This window comes from Nonomuraea sp. NPDC005650, from assembly GCF_040605375.1.
In the GTDB taxonomy this organism is placed as follows: domain Bacteria; phylum Actinomycetota; class Actinomycetes; order Streptosporangiales; family Streptosporangiaceae; genus Nonomuraea.
Genome location: NZ_JBEXCR010000032.1, coordinates 90,254 through 106,719 on the forward strand (window position 1 = coordinate 90,254; position 16,466 = coordinate 106,719).

Consider the following 16,466-nt stretch of genomic DNA (forward strand, 5'->3'; position numbering starts at 1 on the left):
CCCGCATCGCGGGATATTCTTTGCATTTCCTACCAAATTACTAGCAAACTCTCTCGCATGACCACAACCGGACTCGACACCCTCTGGTTCACCCGCTGTCCCGTGCCGACCGCGACCGGCATCGCGGCCGACCAGGGCTGGCTGGCCGGGGAGTTCGCCGCCGACGGGATCGAGGTCAGGTCCCTGCAGGACGACGCGCCCGGCGTCCCCCGTGAGACGCACTACACCCACGCGCTGACCGGCCTGTTCCGCGAGGGCGGCAACGTGCCCGCGCTGTGGGCGCGCTCCCGCGGCGAGGCCACCCGGCTCATCGGGCTCACCTGGATCGAGGAACGGCAGGCCATCCTGGTACGCGCCGGCACGGGTCTGGAGCGCCCCGAGCAGCTCAAGGGTCTGCGTCTGGCCGTGCCCCGGCACCGCATCGCGATCGACTTCTGGCGGGCCATGGCGCTGCACGGCTTCCACGGCGCGCTGTCACTGGCCGGGCTCGGCCTGGGCGACGCGAAGCCGACCGACGTCGAGGCCGAGCCGGGCGACGGCCAGTGGGAGTCCGAACTGGCCGCGCTGGCCGCCGGCGACGTGGACGCGGTCTACGTCAAGGGCGCGCTCGCCGTCGAGGCCGCCCTGCGCCATGGCGCGGAGGTGGGAATCGACCTGGACGCCGTACCGGACCGCCGGGCGAGGATCAACAACGGCACCCCCCGTCCGATCACCGTGCACCAGCGGCTCCTGGACGAGCACCCCGACGTGGTCGCCCGTTTCCTGGGCGTCCTGCTGCGCGCCGCCGACTGGGCCACGGAACATCCGGCCGAGGTGGCCAGGATCCTCGGCGCCGAGACGGGCGCGGGCGCGGCCGGTGTGGCCGCCGCCTACGTCCCCGGCGCCTCGCTCCACCTCGACCTCTCCCCCGAACGGCTCGACCTGCTGGCCGAGCAGGAGCGCTTCCTGCGCGGCCACGGCTTCCTCGAATCACCCGTGGACGTCGCGGCCTGGGCCGACCACACCCCTTTGCAAGGAGTCACCGATGCGTAAGCTGCTGCTCGCCCTCCCCCTGGTCCTGCTGGCAGCGGCCTGCGGCGGCACGACCGCCACCGGCGCGCCGGAGCCGGTCGTCGTCAGGATGGCGGACCCCGGCAACAGCGGCTTCCTGGCCGTCGCGAAGAAGGACGGCAGCCTGGACGCCGCCCTGGCCAAGGTCAAGGCGAAGGTCAAGTGGGCCGGGGACTTCTCCGTGTTCGCCCCTGCCGCCCAGGCGATCAACGCCGGCTCGCTCGACGTCGCCACCGGCTCGATCACCGCCGGGGTCACCGCGCTGGCCGTCAAACCCAGCTTCAAGATCTTCGCCACGGTGCCGCCCGACCTGGCCGGCGAGGGGATCGTGGTCAAGACGGGCTCGCCGATCAAGTCGGTCGCCGACCTGGCCGGGCGGAGCGTGGCCGTCGGCCACGGCGGCACCAGCGAGTACCTGCTGCTCAAGGCGCTGCAGACCTTCGACGTCCCGGTGGACGAGGTCAAGCGCGTCTACCTCGCGCCGCCGCAGACCGCGCCGGTGTTCGGCTCGGGCCAGGTGGACGCGTGGTCGACGTTCTCGACGTTCCTCATCCCCGCCGTCACTGATCTGGACGCCCGGATCCTGGCCGACGGCGAGGCGATCAAGTCCGACAACTACGTGATCTACGTGGCCGCGAACAAGCTCCTCGACGAACACCCGGAGGTCGTCAAAGCCCTGTTCGCGTTCATCCGCGAGGGAAGCGCCAAGGAGATCGCCGATCCGGCCCCGTACCTGAACGTCTTCACCCAGGCGGGCCCGCAGGCCGTACAGGGCGCGCAGAAGGACCTGGTGGTGGACATCCAGAAGAAGGGCAAGCCCGCTCAGGCGGTCACCGCCACCGAGATCGCGAAATATCAGGACGTGGCGAAGTTCTTTCTCGACCAGAAGGTGCTCACCGCGCCGCTGGACGTCTCCCAGCACGTCGTGGACGTGACCAAGCTCGGGGACGCCAAGCCACTCGGGGACGCCAAGCCATGACCGCGATCGAAGGGCTGGTCGCCCCGAACCCGCCCCGCACCGCCGGGCGCCCGCCCGCGCTGACGTTCGCGCTGCGGGCCATCGGTCCCGTGGTGTTGCTCGCGGCCTGGTACGCGGCCACCGCGTCGGGCGCGCTCACCAAGGACGTGCTCGCCGGCCCTCGGGACGTCGTCGTGACCTTCGGCGAGCTGTGGGCGGACGGCCAGCTCCAGGAGGCGTTGCGCGTGTCGGTCACCAGGGCGGGCCTCGGCCTGGTGCTGGGCGCGTCCACCGGGCTGCTGCTCGGTGTCGTCTCCGGGTTCACCAGGCTGGGCGAGGAGCTGGTGGACTCCTCGATGCAGGCTCTGCGCGCCATCCCGTTCCTGGCGCTGACCTCGCTGTTCGTCGTCTGGTTCGGGATCGAGGAGGCGTCCAAGATCCTGCTGATCGGGGTGGCCTGCACGTTCCCCATGTACGTCAACGTCTCCAGCGGCGTGCGCAACGTGGACCGCAAGGTCGTCGAGGCGGCCCGCTCGTTCGGACTCGGCCGCCTGGCGATCGCCCGCGAGGTGGTGCTGCCCGGCGCGCTGCCGTCGATCTTCGCCGGGCTGCGCCTGTCCACCACGCTGAGCGTGATCGCGCTGATCGCCGCCGAGGAGATCAACGTGACGGCCGGGCTCGGCTACCTCATGGCCAGGGCCACCGACTACCTGCGCACCGACATCCTGGCGCTGTGCGTGCTGTTGTACGCCGTGATCGGGCTGCTGGCCGACCTGGCGCTGCGGCTGGCCGAACGGGTGACGATGCCCTGGCGCAAGGCGGTGACGCTGCGATGAGCCTGGCCGTACGGACGACAGGGCTGCGCAAGGTCTTCGGCGACCGCGCCGTGCTGGACGGGGTGGACCTGGAGGTGCGGCGCGGGGAGTTCCTGGCGCTGCTCGGCGCGAGCGGCACCGGCAAGACCACGCTGTTGCGCATTCTCGCCGGTCTGGACGCCGCCACCGGCGGAAGCGTGCTGGTGCCGCCGGTGCGCACGGTGGTGTTCCAGGAGCCGCGGCTCGTCCCCTCCAAGCGTGCCCTCGCCAACGTGATCATCGGGCAGGGCCGCGCCGCCCGGGCCAAAGGGCTGGCGGCGCTCGCCGAGGTGGGGCTGAGCGGACACGCCGACGCCTGGCCCGCGACGCTGTCAGGGGGTGAGGCCCAGCGGGTGGCGCTGGCCAGGGCCCTGGTACGCGAGCCGGAGCTGCTCCTGCTCGACGAGCCGTTCGCCGCCCTCGACGCGCTGACCCGGCTGCACATGCAGGACCTGATCGCCGAGCTGTGCGCCCGGCACCGCCCTGCCGTGGTGCTGGTCACGCATGACGTCGAGGAGGCGATCCTGCTCGCCGACCGGATCGCGGTGCTACGCGAAGGCCGGTTCGTCACCGACCTGGCCGTACGCCTGGACCGCCCGCGCGACCGCACCGACCGGGACTTCGTCGAGCTGCGCCGCAGGCTCCTCGCCGACCTGGGCGTGGACACGCACGCCGGGGTCACGCCATGACGACCGGGTGGATCGACGACAACGCCCCCGCGCTGACCGGGCTCCTGGCCGCCGCCCGTTACCTGGCCTCGGCTGCCGTCACGCTGGTCGACACTCCTAGGAAAGATCTGACATGACCGTACTGTTCAGCTCCGGCAGTCCTTCGGCGGTGGCATGGTGACCCAGGCCCGGTTCCACGTCGTCCTCCCCACCAGGAGCACCGCGGCGCCGGAGCTGCCCGCGTTCGTCACCGACGTGCGGCCCGCCCTGGCCGACCAGGCCGGGCGGGCCGCCGTGGCGGCGGACCTGGCCGGGCTGGCGGGGGCGCTGGTGCCGTTCGACCCCGGCGGGCAGGAATCCCTGACCGTCGCCGCCGGCGTCCTGCGCCGCACCCGCCACCTGCGCGTGGTCGCCGAGTTCCACGCCGCCGTCGCCACGCCTGTCTACGCGGCCAAGCTCTCGGCCTCACTGCAGCGCTTCGCCGCCGGCCGGCTGAGCTGGCGGCTCGCGATCGACCTGGACCCGGCCGTGGCCAGGGCGCAGGGCGACTTCCTGACCGGCGCCGGCCGCCACGCCCGCGCAGAGGAGTTCCTGACCGTCGCCAAGGGCGTCTGGGGTGGCTCGTTCGACTTCCGCGGCGACTTCTACGAGGTCGCCGGGGGCGGCTTCGGCCCGCCGCTGTCGGCGCCGCCCTTCCCCGAGGTGCACCTGTCCGGCACCTCCCCCGAGGCCCTCGCCCTGTCGCGGCGGCACGCGGACGTGCACGTCTTCGCCGCGGGCGACGACCTGGACGCCCTCGTCCCCGAACTGCCCGGCGTGCGCTACGGCGTCCACCTGACCTCACTCCATCAGGTGGACGAGTACGCCGCGCGGGGCGTCACCGAGTTCTTCCTCCAGACCGAGGACGTCTACCGCCTCGGCGAGCACGTGAAGGAGCGGGCTCATGCCGGTTGACATCTACTGGCGCATCCACATGGAGGGCGACCAGCCCTCGCTGCGTCGCAGGGTTCGCAGCCGGGGCGGTTTCGCGCCCGGCGGCACCGCCCCCGGCACCAGGGACGGCCGGGACGACGGCTACACGCACGCCGACTACATGGCCGAGGTCGCGCGGGCGGCCGAGGAGTCCGGCTTCGTCGGCGGGCTGCTGCCGAACTTCCCGCACACCGACGACCCGTGGGCCGCCGCCGCGACGCTGGCCCGCGAGACCACGTCGTACCGCTTCATGGTGGCCTTCCAGCCCGGCTTCCTGCACCCGGTGCAGGCGGCCCGGATGACGGCCACGCTCCAGCGGGCGACCGGCGGCCGGATCGTCTACAACGTCATCTCCGGCGGCGGCGGTCCCGCGCAGCTCTGGTGGGGCGACAAGGTGGACCACGACGACCGCTACGCGCGAACCTCGGAGTTCCTCGACGTGCTCAAGGGCGTCTGGCAGGGCGGGCACACCCATCACGGCCGCTTCTACCAGGTGGAGGACGCGGGACTGCCGGAGGAGCTGGCCGGGCAGCCGTTCCCGGAGATCTTCTTCTCCGGCTCCTCCCCCGCCGCCATCGCCGCCGCCGGGCGGCACGCCGACTACTACCTGTCGTGGCTGGAGCCGTTCGAGGCGCTGGCGGAGAAGTTCGGCGCCGTGCGCGCGCACAGCGACACCCCGCCCCGGTTCGCCGTACGCGTGGACCTGCTCGCCCGCGAGAGCGAGGAGGAGGCGTGGGAGGAGATCCGGCAGGGCTGGCAGGCCCGCGCCGCCGGGGACGGCGGCAGCGGGCGGGGCGACTCGGTCGGCGTGCGGCGCAGCCGCTCCTTCCTCGCCGGGGCCGGCGACGACCACCGCGCCCTGGAGGTCGCACCCAACGTGTGGGGCGGGTTCGACCAGTTGCGCGACGGGCCCGCCTTCGGCCTGGTCGGCGACTACCACCAGGTCGCCGAACGCCTCGACCAGCTCCTCGACCTCGGCGTGGACGCCTTCATCCTGGCCGGGGTCCCCCATCTCGAAGAGGCCCGCCGCGTGGGCCGCCACGTATTGCCGCTGCTGAAAGGACGTACCTCATGACCACCCGAGTCGGCTTCTTCCCTCAGAACAACACGCTGTGGGTGGCCCGCCACCGCGACCTGCTGCCCGGCGTGGAATGGGTGGACCTGAACTCCCTGGGCCGGGGCGAACGGGTCGATCCCACCAGGGCCCTGCCGTCCGCGCACGGCGACCACCTGTTCGACGGCGGGTACGACTTCATCGGCACCGGCTCCACTCCCCCGGTCACCGCCCAGGCCAAGGGGCACGACATCGTGTACGTGGCGATCTCCGGGCCCCGCGTGGAGAACGGCCGCCTGGTGGTCCTGGAAGACTCGCCGATCGGCTCGGTGGAGGAGCTGAAGGGCAAGAGGGTCGCGCTCGGCCACGGCTCGTGGCAGACCACCTTGCTGTTGCTGGCGCTGGAGCGGGCCGGGCTCGGCTGGGGTGACATCGTCCCCGTCGACGCCTACGGCAACGCGGCCGAACTGCTGGTCAACGGCGACGTGGACGCCTGGGTGGGCTCCTATCCGCACCTGACGCCGGTCGAGTCGCGCACCAGGACCCTCGTGGAGACGGACGGGCTGTTCAGCCACCGCTCGCTGTGGTTCACCCGCCGCGACTTCGCGCGGGAGCAACCCGAGGAACTGGCCAGGATCGTCGCCGCGCTGCGGCGGGCCGACCGGTGGACCGAGGAGCACCCGCGCGAGGCGGCCGCCCTGTTCGACGGCGACCTCGACGCGTGGGAGCACGCCCTGCGCACCCGGCCGTGGGGGCTGCACCCGGTGAGCGAGGAGTTCGTCGCCGAGCAACAGCACGCCGCCGACCTGTTCCACGCCAACGGGCTGATCCAGCGGAAGATCACCGTGGCGGACGCCGTACTTCCCGAGATCGGGGAAATCGTCCTGCGGACCGATTGATCAGCCGCTGAGGATCTCGACGTACCCGTCGGTTCCGTGCACGCGGATCCGCTGCCCGTCCCGGATCAGCCGGGTGGCCCGCTCCACGCCCACGACGGCCGGCAAGCCGTACTCCCGGGCGATCACCGCGCCGTGGGTCATCAGGCCGCCCACCTCCGTCACCAGGCCCGCGATCGCGACGAACAGGGGCGACCAGCTGGGGTCGGTGTAGGCCGTGACCAGGATGTCGCCCGCCTCCAGGTCGGCCTCCGCCATGTCGAGGATGACGCGGGCCCTCCCCTCGACGGTCCCGGCGGAGACCGGCAGGCCGACGAGGGCACCGGCCGGCACGTCGTCGCGCCGGTACGCCCCGGTGATGGCCTCGCCGTCCGACGTGAGCACCCGCGGTGGCGTGAGCGCCTGGTACGACCGGAACGCGTCCTTGCGCTGCCGGATGAGCCGGTCATCCACCCGGTTGGTGCGCGCGGCGTCGTGGAGCTCCTGGAACGTGAGGTAGAAGCTGTCCTCCTTCTCAGGAAGCACGCCGACCCGCACGAGGCGCTCGGCCTCCTCCAGCAGGGCCTGCTTGTAGACGAAATAGCGGCTGATGATGCCATATTTCGGATATTCCCGGTAGCCGATGAAGGTCCGGACCCGGTCGATCATCCGCTTGGTCTCGCCGGCCTTGTGCTCCCCGTCCGGCAGGGCCCGCAGGCGTTCGAGCACCTCCTGCGCCTTCTTCTCCGCCTCCTGCCGTCCTTGCTCGAAGCGCCGCCTGGCGGCGCCCGGCTCGAAGTTCCTGACGTTGTCGAGGATCACGGGCACCAGCGTGGTGGGGCGTTCGCGCCAGCGCGGCCTGGTGATGTCGATCTCGCCGACGCAGCGCATGCCGTACCGGTCGAGGTAGACCTCGATGGCGTCGCGCGCTTCGGCCCCGCCCGCGAGCTTCGGCAGCTCGTCCAGGAAGCCGTCGTCCTCGACGCCCTGCAGGAACGCCACCACCTCCGGATGCGGGCGGATCACGTCGGCGACGTCGAGCAGCGCCAGTCCCATCTCCGACGTGACGTTCCCGGGGGCGGACAACGTGAGGGTGTCGGCCGCGTTCTTCTCGCCCAGCCACTCGCGCAGCCGGTCGTTGAGCCACCAGGTGGCCTCCATCCCCGCCATGATCGCCTGAATGCTCAGCGGATCGCTGAGGACCCGCTTGTGCTCCTGGAAGGCCTCCAGCAGGAAGTCGAACAGCGCCGGCCCGGTCTTCGCCCGGATGTCGCGCCGCAGGGCGGCGAGGGAGTCCTGGCTGCGCTCGATCAGCCCGGTGACGATGGCCGGATCGGTCTCGATCGGGGCGGACGCGCCGCCGACCGGCGGCCCTGCGGGACCCTCGTCCGGGAGCGACGGGACGAAGTCGCCGCGGTCGAGGAGCGTCTCCAGCGCGTCCCTCATCAGCGGGTCGGACCTCCCCGCCAGCTCCAGGAAGGCGGCGCGGCTCGCGGGCGAGGTCAGGCGCCGGGTGGCGTCCACGAACAGCCTCCCGCCGGCCTCGTGCATCGGTGCCATGGCCGTCAGCTGCCACGTGGAGAGCCCCAGCGGCTTCATGGCGTCGGTCATCATCTGCTGATGGCCGACGGAGAGGTAGACGTGGTTGTCCCGGTCGCGGGCCGCGGGGATGGGGAACAGCGTGGTGATCGGCCGGCTCTGCACGATCTGGAAGCCATCATCCACCAGGCACCATTCGATGTCCTGCGGGCGGCCGTAGTGCGCCTCGATCCGCCGCCCGAGCCGCACGAGCCGCACGACCTGCGTATCCGTCAGCGCCGGCAGCTCCTGCCGCCGCGGGTCGATCGGCAGTACCCGCGTCCCGCCTCCCGGCTCGGCGTGGACGGCCCGCTTCTTGGCGGCGACCGCCTTGCTGACGACCTCGCCGTCTCGCACCTTGTAGACGTCCGGGTTCACCAGGCCGGAGACCAGGGCCTCGCCGAGGCCGAAGCCGGCGTCCACGGTGGCGACCTTCCGGTTGCCCGTGACGGGGTCGGCGGTGAACACGATGCCGGCCGCATCCGGGAAGACCATCTGCTGCACGACCACGGCCATGTGGACCTTCCGGTGGTCGAAGCCGTTGCGCCGGCGATAGGTCACGGCCCGCTCGGTGAACAGCGAGGCCCAGCACCGGCTGACGTGCTGGAGGATCGCCGCCGGCCCCACGACGTTCAGGTACGTGTCCTGCTGGCCGGCGAAGGAGGCCGTCGGCAGGTCCTCTGCCGTCGCGCTGGATCGCACGGCGTAGGCGGCCTGCTCGCCGAGCTGGGCGAGCGCGCCGGTGATCGCCGCCGCCAGCTCATCCGGGATGGCGATCTCCTCGATGGTCCGCCGGATCTCCGCGCTGAGCGTGCGGATCGCCTCCCGGTCATCCGGGTTCAGGCGCGACAGCTGATCGAGCCGATCGCCGATCGACGACGCTTCCGCCAGGATCCGCCGGAAGGCGTCCGTCGTCACACAGAAGCCGGCCGGCACGCGGACGCCTTCGATCCGCGACAGCCCGCCCAGGTGCGCGCCCTTGCCCCCAACGGCCGCGACCTGCGTCTCGTCGACCTCTTGGAGGCCCAGCACATACTGCTCGATCATCGCGACACCTTGCTCCGTCGTACGGCACTGGCCGGTCGAATCACCGGCGCCTCCAGCTCTGTCGAGACACTTGTCGAGCACGTCCTCATCCCTCGTCGCCTTCCCCCTGACGCGTCGCCCGGCCCCTCCGGCCAGTCACGCGGTGCCCACCCCCGCAGGTTGTGGCTTCGGCGGACGATTCTGCGCTACGACCCGGGTCTTGCCGCAAGCCCCCCGGTGCGCTATAGGTTAGGAGAGGAGAGGGATCTTCTCGCCTTTCCTTGGGTCTCCGCGCGAAACGCGCTCCGGTTCCTCCGCTTGCGAGCTATTCCGTCACCGTCACCGAGGCGAAAGCGTTGACGATTCGGTGGTCGGAGCAGGCTTTGTCGCGGTTGGCGCCGCAGATGTGCCCGATCGGCTGGGAGTCCTCCCGGTAGCCGGTGAGCTTGCCGGCCTCGGCGAACACGAGGTCCACCTTGCCCGGCTGACCGCACGCGCCCGGGGTGTTGCTCTCCGTGGTCTGCTCTCCCCAGCCGGGGCAGATCGGGTCCTCATCGTCTAGCTCGCGATACCGGCCGTGGTTACCGGCGTTGTTCACCGTGTTGGCCGTGGACGAGTACCAGCTGTCGAGCAGGGGGCTGTGCGGCTGGAGGTTGAAGTCCCCGGCGATCAGCACCGTGTCGCCCTGGGCGCGGTATCGCTCGATGACGTCGTGCACATAGCCGAGCTGCGCCGCCTGGGAGTCCTCGACGTAGGTGAGGTGGGTGGTGCAGAACCGCAGGTGCGGCCGGGCCGCGACGGGCGCGCACAGCAGCTTGCGCTGCTTGTCCTCGGCGGCCTGCGGAAGTGTGAACCGCTCGGTGGGGCCGAGGGCGAAGCGGCTGAAGATCGCGACACCGTAGCCGGTACCGGCGCAGTATCTTGCGTCGTCGGCCGGGGTCATCCGCTCGTAACGGGCGAAGTTCAGCGGATTCTGCGGCCAGCCGATCCCCTGCAGGTAGTCGATCAACGCGCCGTACTGGTTGTGGCACATCTCGTTGACCGACACGAAGTCGGGGTTGCGACCGCTGATCGAGCCGCCGATCGCCTGGATGATGCCGTTGGTCGTAGAGCCGAGATGCTGGCTGTGGCCGGCCATGTTCCAGTGCCAGATCTGGTACGTCGTGGCCGTGCTCAGCTGGGCGTGGGACGGCGTCATCGTCGTCACGGCGATGGTGACGGCCGTCGCCATGACCGCCCAAAGCCGTCGCGAGGCGCCTCGCCACAAAACAATCTTCATGTGAGCAAATGTGCACCATCTCTCCTGTCGCGGCATCTGTCATCCAAGGGATCTTCGTGATCGACCTGCTCCAAGAGCTCGTCCGCGCTGGGGTCGGGTTGTTGGGCGTCCCGGAAAGTTCATGGAGTGATGCAGGGAAACGGCGGCGCGTCGGATGAGGACCGCAGGAACGGATTCGAGCGCGGCGGATGGGCCCTGGGGAAGGGCGACGACGAGACCATGACGTTCATCAAGCAGACCTACCACCGCGCCGACGCGTTCCTGCTCGGCCGGCGTACCTACGAGCTGTTCGCCGGCTCGTGGGGGTCCTGGACGGTCCAGGATGTCCCTGACTGGGAGCCCGTCCTGCGGGCGCTGAACACCCGGCCCAAGTACGTGGCATCGACCACACTCGCCGATCCGGCGTGGCCGGGCACCACCGTCCTGTCCGACGACCTTGCGAGGGCCATCGCGGACCTGAAGGCCAAGCCAGGGGGTGAGCTGCAGGTGCACGGCAGTGGCACCCTGACCCGGTGGCTGCTGGAGAACGATCTGGTCGACGAGCTGACCTTGATCGTGATCCCGGTGATCCTCGGCCAGGGCGCGCGGTTGTTCCCGGACGCCGGCCCGGATCTCGCGCTCGACCTGGTCGAGTCGCGCGTCGACGCCAAGGGCGTGTCGATCCAGGTCTACCGGCCGGCCGGGCGCCCGCAGTACGCGACGACCTGAAGTCCCCGACCGGCACGCCACACTGTCTTGACACCACAGGAGATGATCCTCAGATGCAGTATCTGATTTCCGTGATCCACGACCAGCCCGGCCTCGCCACCCCCGACGAGGACGCGGCGATCGACGTGTTCAACGACCGGCTCCAGGCCGATGGCCACTGGGTCTTCGCCGGCGGCCTCGCCTCGCCCGACACGGCCACCGTCATCGACAACCGGGGTGGGGAGGCGATGGTCACCGACGGGCCCTTTCTGGAGTCCAAGGAGTACCTCGCCGGCTTCTGGATCATCGAGGCAGCCGACCTCGACGTGGCGCTCAGGCTCGCCACCGAAGGGTCGAGGGCCTGCAACCGGAAGATCGAGGTGCGGCCGTTCCTGTGAACGGGATCGACGTCCGTGAGGCGATCACCCAGGCCCACCATGAGGAGTGGGCCCGGGTGGTCGCCTCCCTGACCAGGCGCTTCGGTGACCTCGACATCGCCGAGGAGGCGGCGGCCGAGGCGTTCGCGACCGCCGTCCAGCGGTGGCCGGCCGACGGCGTGCCCCCCAACCCGGGTGCCTGGCTGACCACCACCGCCAACCGCCAGGCCATCGACCGGATCCGGCGCGAGAACAAGCGCGACGACAAGCACAGGAAGGCTCAGATGTCCTACGACGACCCGCCCGAGCCTCTCGGCGCCATCGACGACGACCGGCTCCGGCTGATCTTCACCTGCTGTCACCCGGCGCTGGCGATGGAGACCCGGGTGGCGCTGACGCTGCGCATGGTCGCCGGCCTGACCATGCCCGAGATCGCCCGCGCCTTCCTGGTGGCCGAGAGCGCCATGGGGCAGCGGATCACCCGCGCGAAGGCCAAGATCAAGGCGGCGCGCATCCCCTATCGGGTGCCTTCGGCGGAGGATCTCCCGGCACGCGTCTCCGGCGTCCTGGCCGTCCTGTTCCTCGTCTTCAACGAGGGCTACCTGGCCACCGGCCCCGACACCGATCCCGTACGTCCCGGCCTGACCGCCGAGGCGATCCGGCTCACCCGCCTGATCCGGGTCCTCCTGCCGGACGACGGCGAGGCGGCCGGGCTGCTGGCGCTGATGCTGCTCATCGAGGCCCGCCGCCCCGCCCGGGTCTCGGCCGGCGGCGAACTGGTCGCACTCGACGAGCAGGACCGCGGGGCCTGGGACGCGGCGCTGATCGCCGAGGGTCACCGGCTGGTGCGCGAGCGCCTCGCCGCCGGGGTGGCTCCGGGTCGCTACCAGATCCTCGCGGCGATCAACGCCGTGCACACCTCCGCCCGCGACATGCGCGACACCGACTGGTCGCAGATCCTCGCCCTGTACGACCAGCTCGTCCGCCTCGACCCCTCGCCGATCATCGCCCTCAACCGGGCCATCGCGGTCGCCGAACTCGACGGCCCGGAGGTGGCACTGGCGGCCGTCGACCGCCTTGAGCCCAGGCTGGCCGGCTATCACGCCTACCACGCCACCCGCGCCGACCTGCTGCGCCGTCTGGGCCGCGGCCGGGAGTCGCGCGCGGCCTACGACAAAGCCATCGACCTGGCGGGCAACACCGCCGAGACCGCCGCCCTGACCCGCCGCCGCGACCAACTGCGATAACGCCCACTGGAACGTTGATCGCACTCCTGGGGAAGCCCGTACCCGGTAAGCGGCGATCACCTACGGTTCCTGTTATGCGGACTCCTGCGCTCACAACCGAGGTGCTCGTCGGCAGGCACGAGTTACAGCAACGCGTCGACGAACTGACCGGCGCCGCTCGTACGGGACAGGGCGGCGCGCTGGTGCTGGAGGGCGAGGCGGGCATCGGCAAGAGTGCCCTGCTGGAATACGCCCGGAATGCGGCGCCCGGGTTCCGGGTGGTCCGGACGTCCGGGTCGGAGTTCGAGCAGGAACTGCCGTACTCCGCGCTGCACCAACTGTGTGTGCCGATGCTGAAGCACCTCGTCGAGCTGCCGAACCGGCATCGCGACGCCCTGCGGGTGGCCTTCGGGCTGGCCGAGGGCACACCCGACCCGTTCCAGATCGGTCTGGCGGCCCTGGGACTGGTGACGGCGGCGGCCCGGGAGCGGCCCCTGTTGTGCCTGATCGATGACGCGCAGTGGGTCGATACCGCGTCGGCGAGGGCGATGGTCTTCCTCGCCCGCCGGGTCGCCGCCGACCCCGCAGCGATGATCTTCGCGGTGCGGCCGACGTACGCGGCGAACGGATTCGGCGAGCTGCCGCAGCTGGCCGTCCGCGGTCTGAGCGACGAGGACGCCAAGGTTCTGCTGACGACGCGAAGCCCGTTCCCCCTCGATGATCAGGTCCGGGACCGGCTCGTCGCCGAGGCCCAAGGGAACCCGTTGGCGCTGCTGGAGCTGCCCCGCGCCGGTGGCTTCGTCCCGCCTGACGGGTCCTCGGTGCCGACCCGGATCGAGTACGGCTACCAGGCCCGGCTGGCCGGTCTGTCCGCCGAGGCCCGGCTGCTGCTGATCGCGGCGAGTGCCGACCCGACCGGCGATCCCGGTCTGCTCTGGCCGGCCGCGCGCCGGCTGAACCTCGATGTGACCTCGGCCGGCGCGGAGGCGGACGCGACGGGACTGGTCGAGTTCGGTACCCGCGTCCGCTTCTGCCACCCGCTGGCACGTTCGGCGGTCTACCGCGCCGCCGACGCCGGCGAACGCCGCACGGTGCACGAGGCGCTGGCGGCGGTCACCGACCCGACCATGGCGCCGGACCGCCAGGCCTGGCACCGTGCCCAAGCCAGTCCCGGCCCCGACGACGACGTCGCCGACGAGCTGGAGCGGTGCGCGACGCGTGCCCAGGCACGCGGGGGCGTGGCAGCCGCGGCAGCCTTTCTCGAGCGCTCCGTGGCGCTGTCGCTGGATCCGGAACGCCGGATCGTACGAACTCTGCGCGCCGCCCAGGCCGGCTTCGACGCGGGGGCGTCCGGCAGGGCGGCGGACCTGCTCGCGCTGCTCGGGACCGTCACGCTGGACGAGTTCCAGCATGCTGACGTCGACTTGCTGCGGGGCCGGATCGCCTTCACCCAGCACGACGACGGCTCCGGGCCGATGCTGATGGTGCGCGCCGCCCAACGGCTGGCGAGTCTGGATCCGGATCGGGCACGTGACTGTTTCCTCGACGCCGTCGAGATGAGCCTGTCCGTCGGCCGCGGCGGTGTCGTCATCGACCGGGTCCTCACCGCGGCCCGGTCCGGGGCGCCGGCACCGAGCTCGCCGGACGCCCTTGACGCCTTGATCGTGCTGGCCGCCGACGGGTACGAGGCCGCGGTTCCGCTGCTTCGCCACGCCCTCTACGGCATCGGCGAGCCGTTCTGGACGCGCCGTCCCGCGCTCGCCACGATGATCGCCGTCGAGCTGTGGGACCCGGACACCTTGGCCGCCATCGCCGCATGGCTGGTGAAGGCGGGCCGCGCGTCAGGCTCGCCGCTGCTGCTCAGGCTCGGCCTCGCGCAGAAGGCGGTCGAGGCCATCCTGATCGGCGACATCGGGCAGGCGATCGCCACCACCGCGGAGGAGGCGGCGATCGCCGACGCGACCGGCGCGGCGCCGCTGCTCCACCACCGGCTGCATCTCGCCGCGCTGCGCGGCCGCCGCGACGAGGCTCTCGAGCTGTTCGAGGCGGCCACCGCGGCGCCGACCACCGGAGGGCCGGGACAGGTCACGAACCTGCACTGGACGACCGCCATGCTCCACAACGGGCTGGCCGACTACCCGGCCGCGCTGGCCGCGGCCCGCAAGGCCACCGAGCACGGTGATCTGTTCCTCACCGGGGCGGCTCTGCCGGAACTGATCGAAGCCGCGGTCCGCTGCGACGACCACATCACCGCGGCGCAGGCACTGGACTCCCTCACCGAGCGCACGCAGGCGGCCGGAACCATCGCCGGCCGGGGAGTCGCGGCCTACTCACGAGGGCTGGTGACCGGCGTCGAGGATCACTATCGGGAGGCCGTCGACCTGCTCGCCGAGGGCCCGCTGCTCCCCTACCTGGGCCGGGCGCAGCTCCTGTACGGGGAATGGCTGCGGCGCGAAGGCCGGCGGCGTGACTGCCGCGAGCACCTGCGCACCGCCCACGAGCTGCTGTCCAGGGCCGGAGCGGAGGGCTTCGCCCGGCGGGCCGCCGACGAGCTGCGCGCCACCGGCGAGAAGGTCCAGACCTGGTCAGAGCAAACGTACGGGAAGCTGACCATGCACGAGGTCGCCGTCGCCCGCCTCGTGGCCTCCGGCGCCACCTCGAACGAGGTCGCCGTCCAGCTCTACATCAGCAAACGCACCGTGGACGCCCACCTGCGCAACATCTTCCGCAAGCTCGGCATCAACTCACGCAGGCAGCTCAAGGATCACCCCGACCTCGTCGTCCAGGACAGACCCGACGACCGGTGAGACTGCTGTGAACCGTTATCGGGCGTCGGGCACGAGGACGACCTTGCCGGTCACGGTTCGTGACTCGGCGAGGGCCAGCGCCGCCGCGGCGGCGGAGAGCGGGAGCGTCGCGGCGATCTGCGGGGCGAGAGTGCCGTCGGCCAGCAGCCGCAGCACCTCGGTGAGGTCGTCGCGCAGGCGGGCGCGGAAGGTCTCCGCGTGCCGCCGCCCGGCCCAGAAGTCGTAGAAGCAGGCGTTGCGGCCGGTGGGGAGGTAGTTCCAGAGCATCAGCCGGAAGTACGACTTGAGGATTGGGAGCCGGGCATTGCCCTCGTCGTTCTTGGTGGCCGCGGTCCCGTACGACACCAGGGTTCCGCCGCGGCGCAGCAACTGCCACGACTGCCGCAGCCCGGTGCCGCCGACGTGGTCGAACACCGCGTCCACGCCGTCCGGGGCGAGCCGCCGGATCCGGTCGTACATGCCGGGGTCGCGGTAGTCGACCGGGGTGGCGCCCAGCCTCTGCACCGTCTCGTGATGAGGTGCCGACGCGGTGCCGATCACCGTGATCCCGGCGTGCCGGGCCAGCTGCACCAGCGTCGTGCCGACGCCGCCGTTGGCACCGAGGACCACGATCGTCCCGCCGCGCCGAACCTTGGCCATCCGGTGCAGCATCTGCCAGGCGGTGATCCCGTTGACGACGACGGTCTCCACCTCGGCCGCGTCCAGGCCGTCCGGCACGGGTACCAGGTCGGCGGCGTCCACCTGGACGTGGCTGGCCCAGGCACCGATCTTGGTCACGGCGGCGTACCGCCTGCCGATCATCGTGGGGTCCACGCCGGGGCCGGCCGCGACCGCCGTGCCGACCACGTCGTAGCCGGGCACGAAGGGGAACCGCGGCTGGTCGTAATACCTGCCACGGCGCATCTGCTGCTCGGCGAACGAGACGCCGGTCGCCTCCATCCGCAGCAGGATGTTGCCGGAGGCCGGCGCCGGCAGCGGCCGGGTGCGGATCTGCAACCCGTCCGGGTCGACCTTGCCGGGCATGACGATCTCAAGGGCTGTGCCGGTCATCGAAA

Annotated in this window: 14 protein-coding genes; 11 read left to right on the forward strand and 3 right to left on the reverse strand. The window is 71.4% G+C overall.

What is annotated here, in order from left to right:
- Positions 1-57 precede the first annotated feature (57 nt).
- The 7 genes from ABZS69_RS43690 to ABZS69_RS43720 all read left to right on the forward strand — a co-directional run bounded on the left by ABZS69_RS43690 (position 58) and on the right by ABZS69_RS43720 (position 6,455).
- Complete coding sequence (locus ABZS69_RS43690; protein WP_355383229.1) at positions 58-1,032, forward strand: ABC transporter substrate-binding protein; 975 nt, start codon at positions 58-60, stop codon at positions 1,030-1,032.
- Positions 1,025-2,029, forward strand: a complete 1,005-nt coding sequence (locus tag ABZS69_RS43695; RefSeq protein ID WP_355383232.1) for an ABC transporter substrate-binding protein — start codon at positions 1,025-1,027, stop codon at positions 2,027-2,029. The genes ABZS69_RS43690 and ABZS69_RS43695 overlap by 8 nt, the downstream gene beginning before the upstream one ends.
- Complete coding sequence (locus ABZS69_RS43700; RefSeq protein WP_355383235.1) at positions 2,026-2,844, forward strand: ABC transporter permease subunit; 819 nt, start codon at positions 2,026-2,028, stop codon at positions 2,842-2,844. The genes ABZS69_RS43695 and ABZS69_RS43700 overlap by 4 nt, the downstream gene beginning before the upstream one ends.
- The gene (locus tag ABZS69_RS43705) at positions 2,841-3,551 is read left to right on the forward strand and encodes an ABC transporter ATP-binding protein (protein ID WP_355383238.1); all 711 of its coding nucleotides are present in this window, start codon (positions 2,841-2,843) and stop codon (positions 3,549-3,551) included. The genes ABZS69_RS43700 and ABZS69_RS43705 overlap by 4 nt, the downstream gene beginning before the upstream one ends.
- A gap of 153 nt (positions 3,552-3,704) precedes the next feature.
- Positions 3,705-4,484 carry an LLM class flavin-dependent oxidoreductase gene (locus tag ABZS69_RS43710; RefSeq protein ID WP_355383241.1) on the forward strand — a complete coding sequence of 260 codons (780 nt, stop codon included), beginning with the start codon at positions 3,705-3,707 and terminating at the stop codon, positions 4,482-4,484.
- A complete protein-coding gene (locus ABZS69_RS43715; protein WP_355383244.1) occupies positions 4,474-5,577 on the forward strand; it encodes an LLM class flavin-dependent oxidoreductase in 1,104 nt (367 codons plus the stop codon). The genes ABZS69_RS43710 and ABZS69_RS43715 overlap by 11 nt, the downstream gene beginning before the upstream one ends.
- Positions 5,574-6,455 (forward strand): ABC transporter substrate-binding protein, encoded by an 882-nt coding sequence (locus ABZS69_RS43720; RefSeq protein WP_355383247.1) that lies wholly within the window; start codon positions 5,574-5,576, stop codon positions 6,453-6,455. The genes ABZS69_RS43715 and ABZS69_RS43720 overlap by 4 nt, the downstream gene beginning before the upstream one ends.
- Here the strand turns inward: ABZS69_RS43720 and rph are convergent, their stop codons facing one another.
- Both rph and ABZS69_RS43730 read right to left on the reverse strand, forming a co-directional pair.
- Positions 6,456-9,056: a rifamycin-inactivating phosphotransferase gene (gene rph, locus ABZS69_RS43725; protein ID WP_355383250.1), complete on the reverse strand. Its 2,601-nt coding sequence runs from the start codon at positions 9,054-9,056 to the stop codon at positions 6,456-6,458.
- 304 nt (positions 9,057-9,360) lie between these two features.
- Entirely contained in the window at positions 9,361-10,314 is a 954-nt protein-coding gene (locus ABZS69_RS43730; protein WP_355383253.1) for an endonuclease/exonuclease/phosphatase family protein, read from the reverse strand.
- 129 nt (positions 10,315-10,443) lie between these two features.
- Between ABZS69_RS43730 and ABZS69_RS43735 the strand changes: the two genes are divergently transcribed.
- The 4 genes from ABZS69_RS43735 (at position 10,444) to ABZS69_RS43750 (ending at position 15,411) form a co-directional block, all read left to right on the forward strand.
- The gene (locus ABZS69_RS43735; RefSeq protein WP_355383256.1) at positions 10,444-11,022 is read left to right on the forward strand and encodes a dihydrofolate reductase family protein; all 579 of its coding nucleotides are present in this window, start codon (positions 10,444-10,446) and stop codon (positions 11,020-11,022) included.
- A gap of 53 nt (positions 11,023-11,075) precedes the next feature.
- The gene (locus ABZS69_RS43740; protein WP_355383259.1) at positions 11,076-11,399 is read left to right on the forward strand and encodes a YciI family protein; all 324 of its coding nucleotides are present in this window, start codon (positions 11,076-11,078) and stop codon (positions 11,397-11,399) included.
- Positions 11,396-12,625 (forward strand): DUF6596 domain-containing protein, encoded by a 1,230-nt coding sequence (locus ABZS69_RS43745; RefSeq protein WP_355383262.1) that lies wholly within the window; start codon positions 11,396-11,398, stop codon positions 12,623-12,625. Before ABZS69_RS43740 ends, ABZS69_RS43745 begins: the two co-directional genes overlap by 4 nt.
- Before the next feature lie 74 nt (positions 12,626-12,699).
- Positions 12,700-15,411, forward strand: a complete 2,712-nt coding sequence (locus ABZS69_RS43750) for an AAA family ATPase (protein WP_355383265.1) — start codon at positions 12,700-12,702, stop codon at positions 15,409-15,411.
- A gap of 15 nt (positions 15,412-15,426) precedes the next feature.
- Here ABZS69_RS43750 and ABZS69_RS43755 read toward each other — a convergent pair whose 3' ends face one another.
- The gene (locus ABZS69_RS43755) at positions 15,427-16,461 is read right to left on the reverse strand and encodes a medium chain dehydrogenase/reductase family protein (protein WP_355383268.1); all 1,035 of its coding nucleotides are present in this window, start codon (positions 16,459-16,461) and stop codon (positions 15,427-15,429) included.
- Positions 16,462-16,466 lie beyond the last annotated feature (5 nt).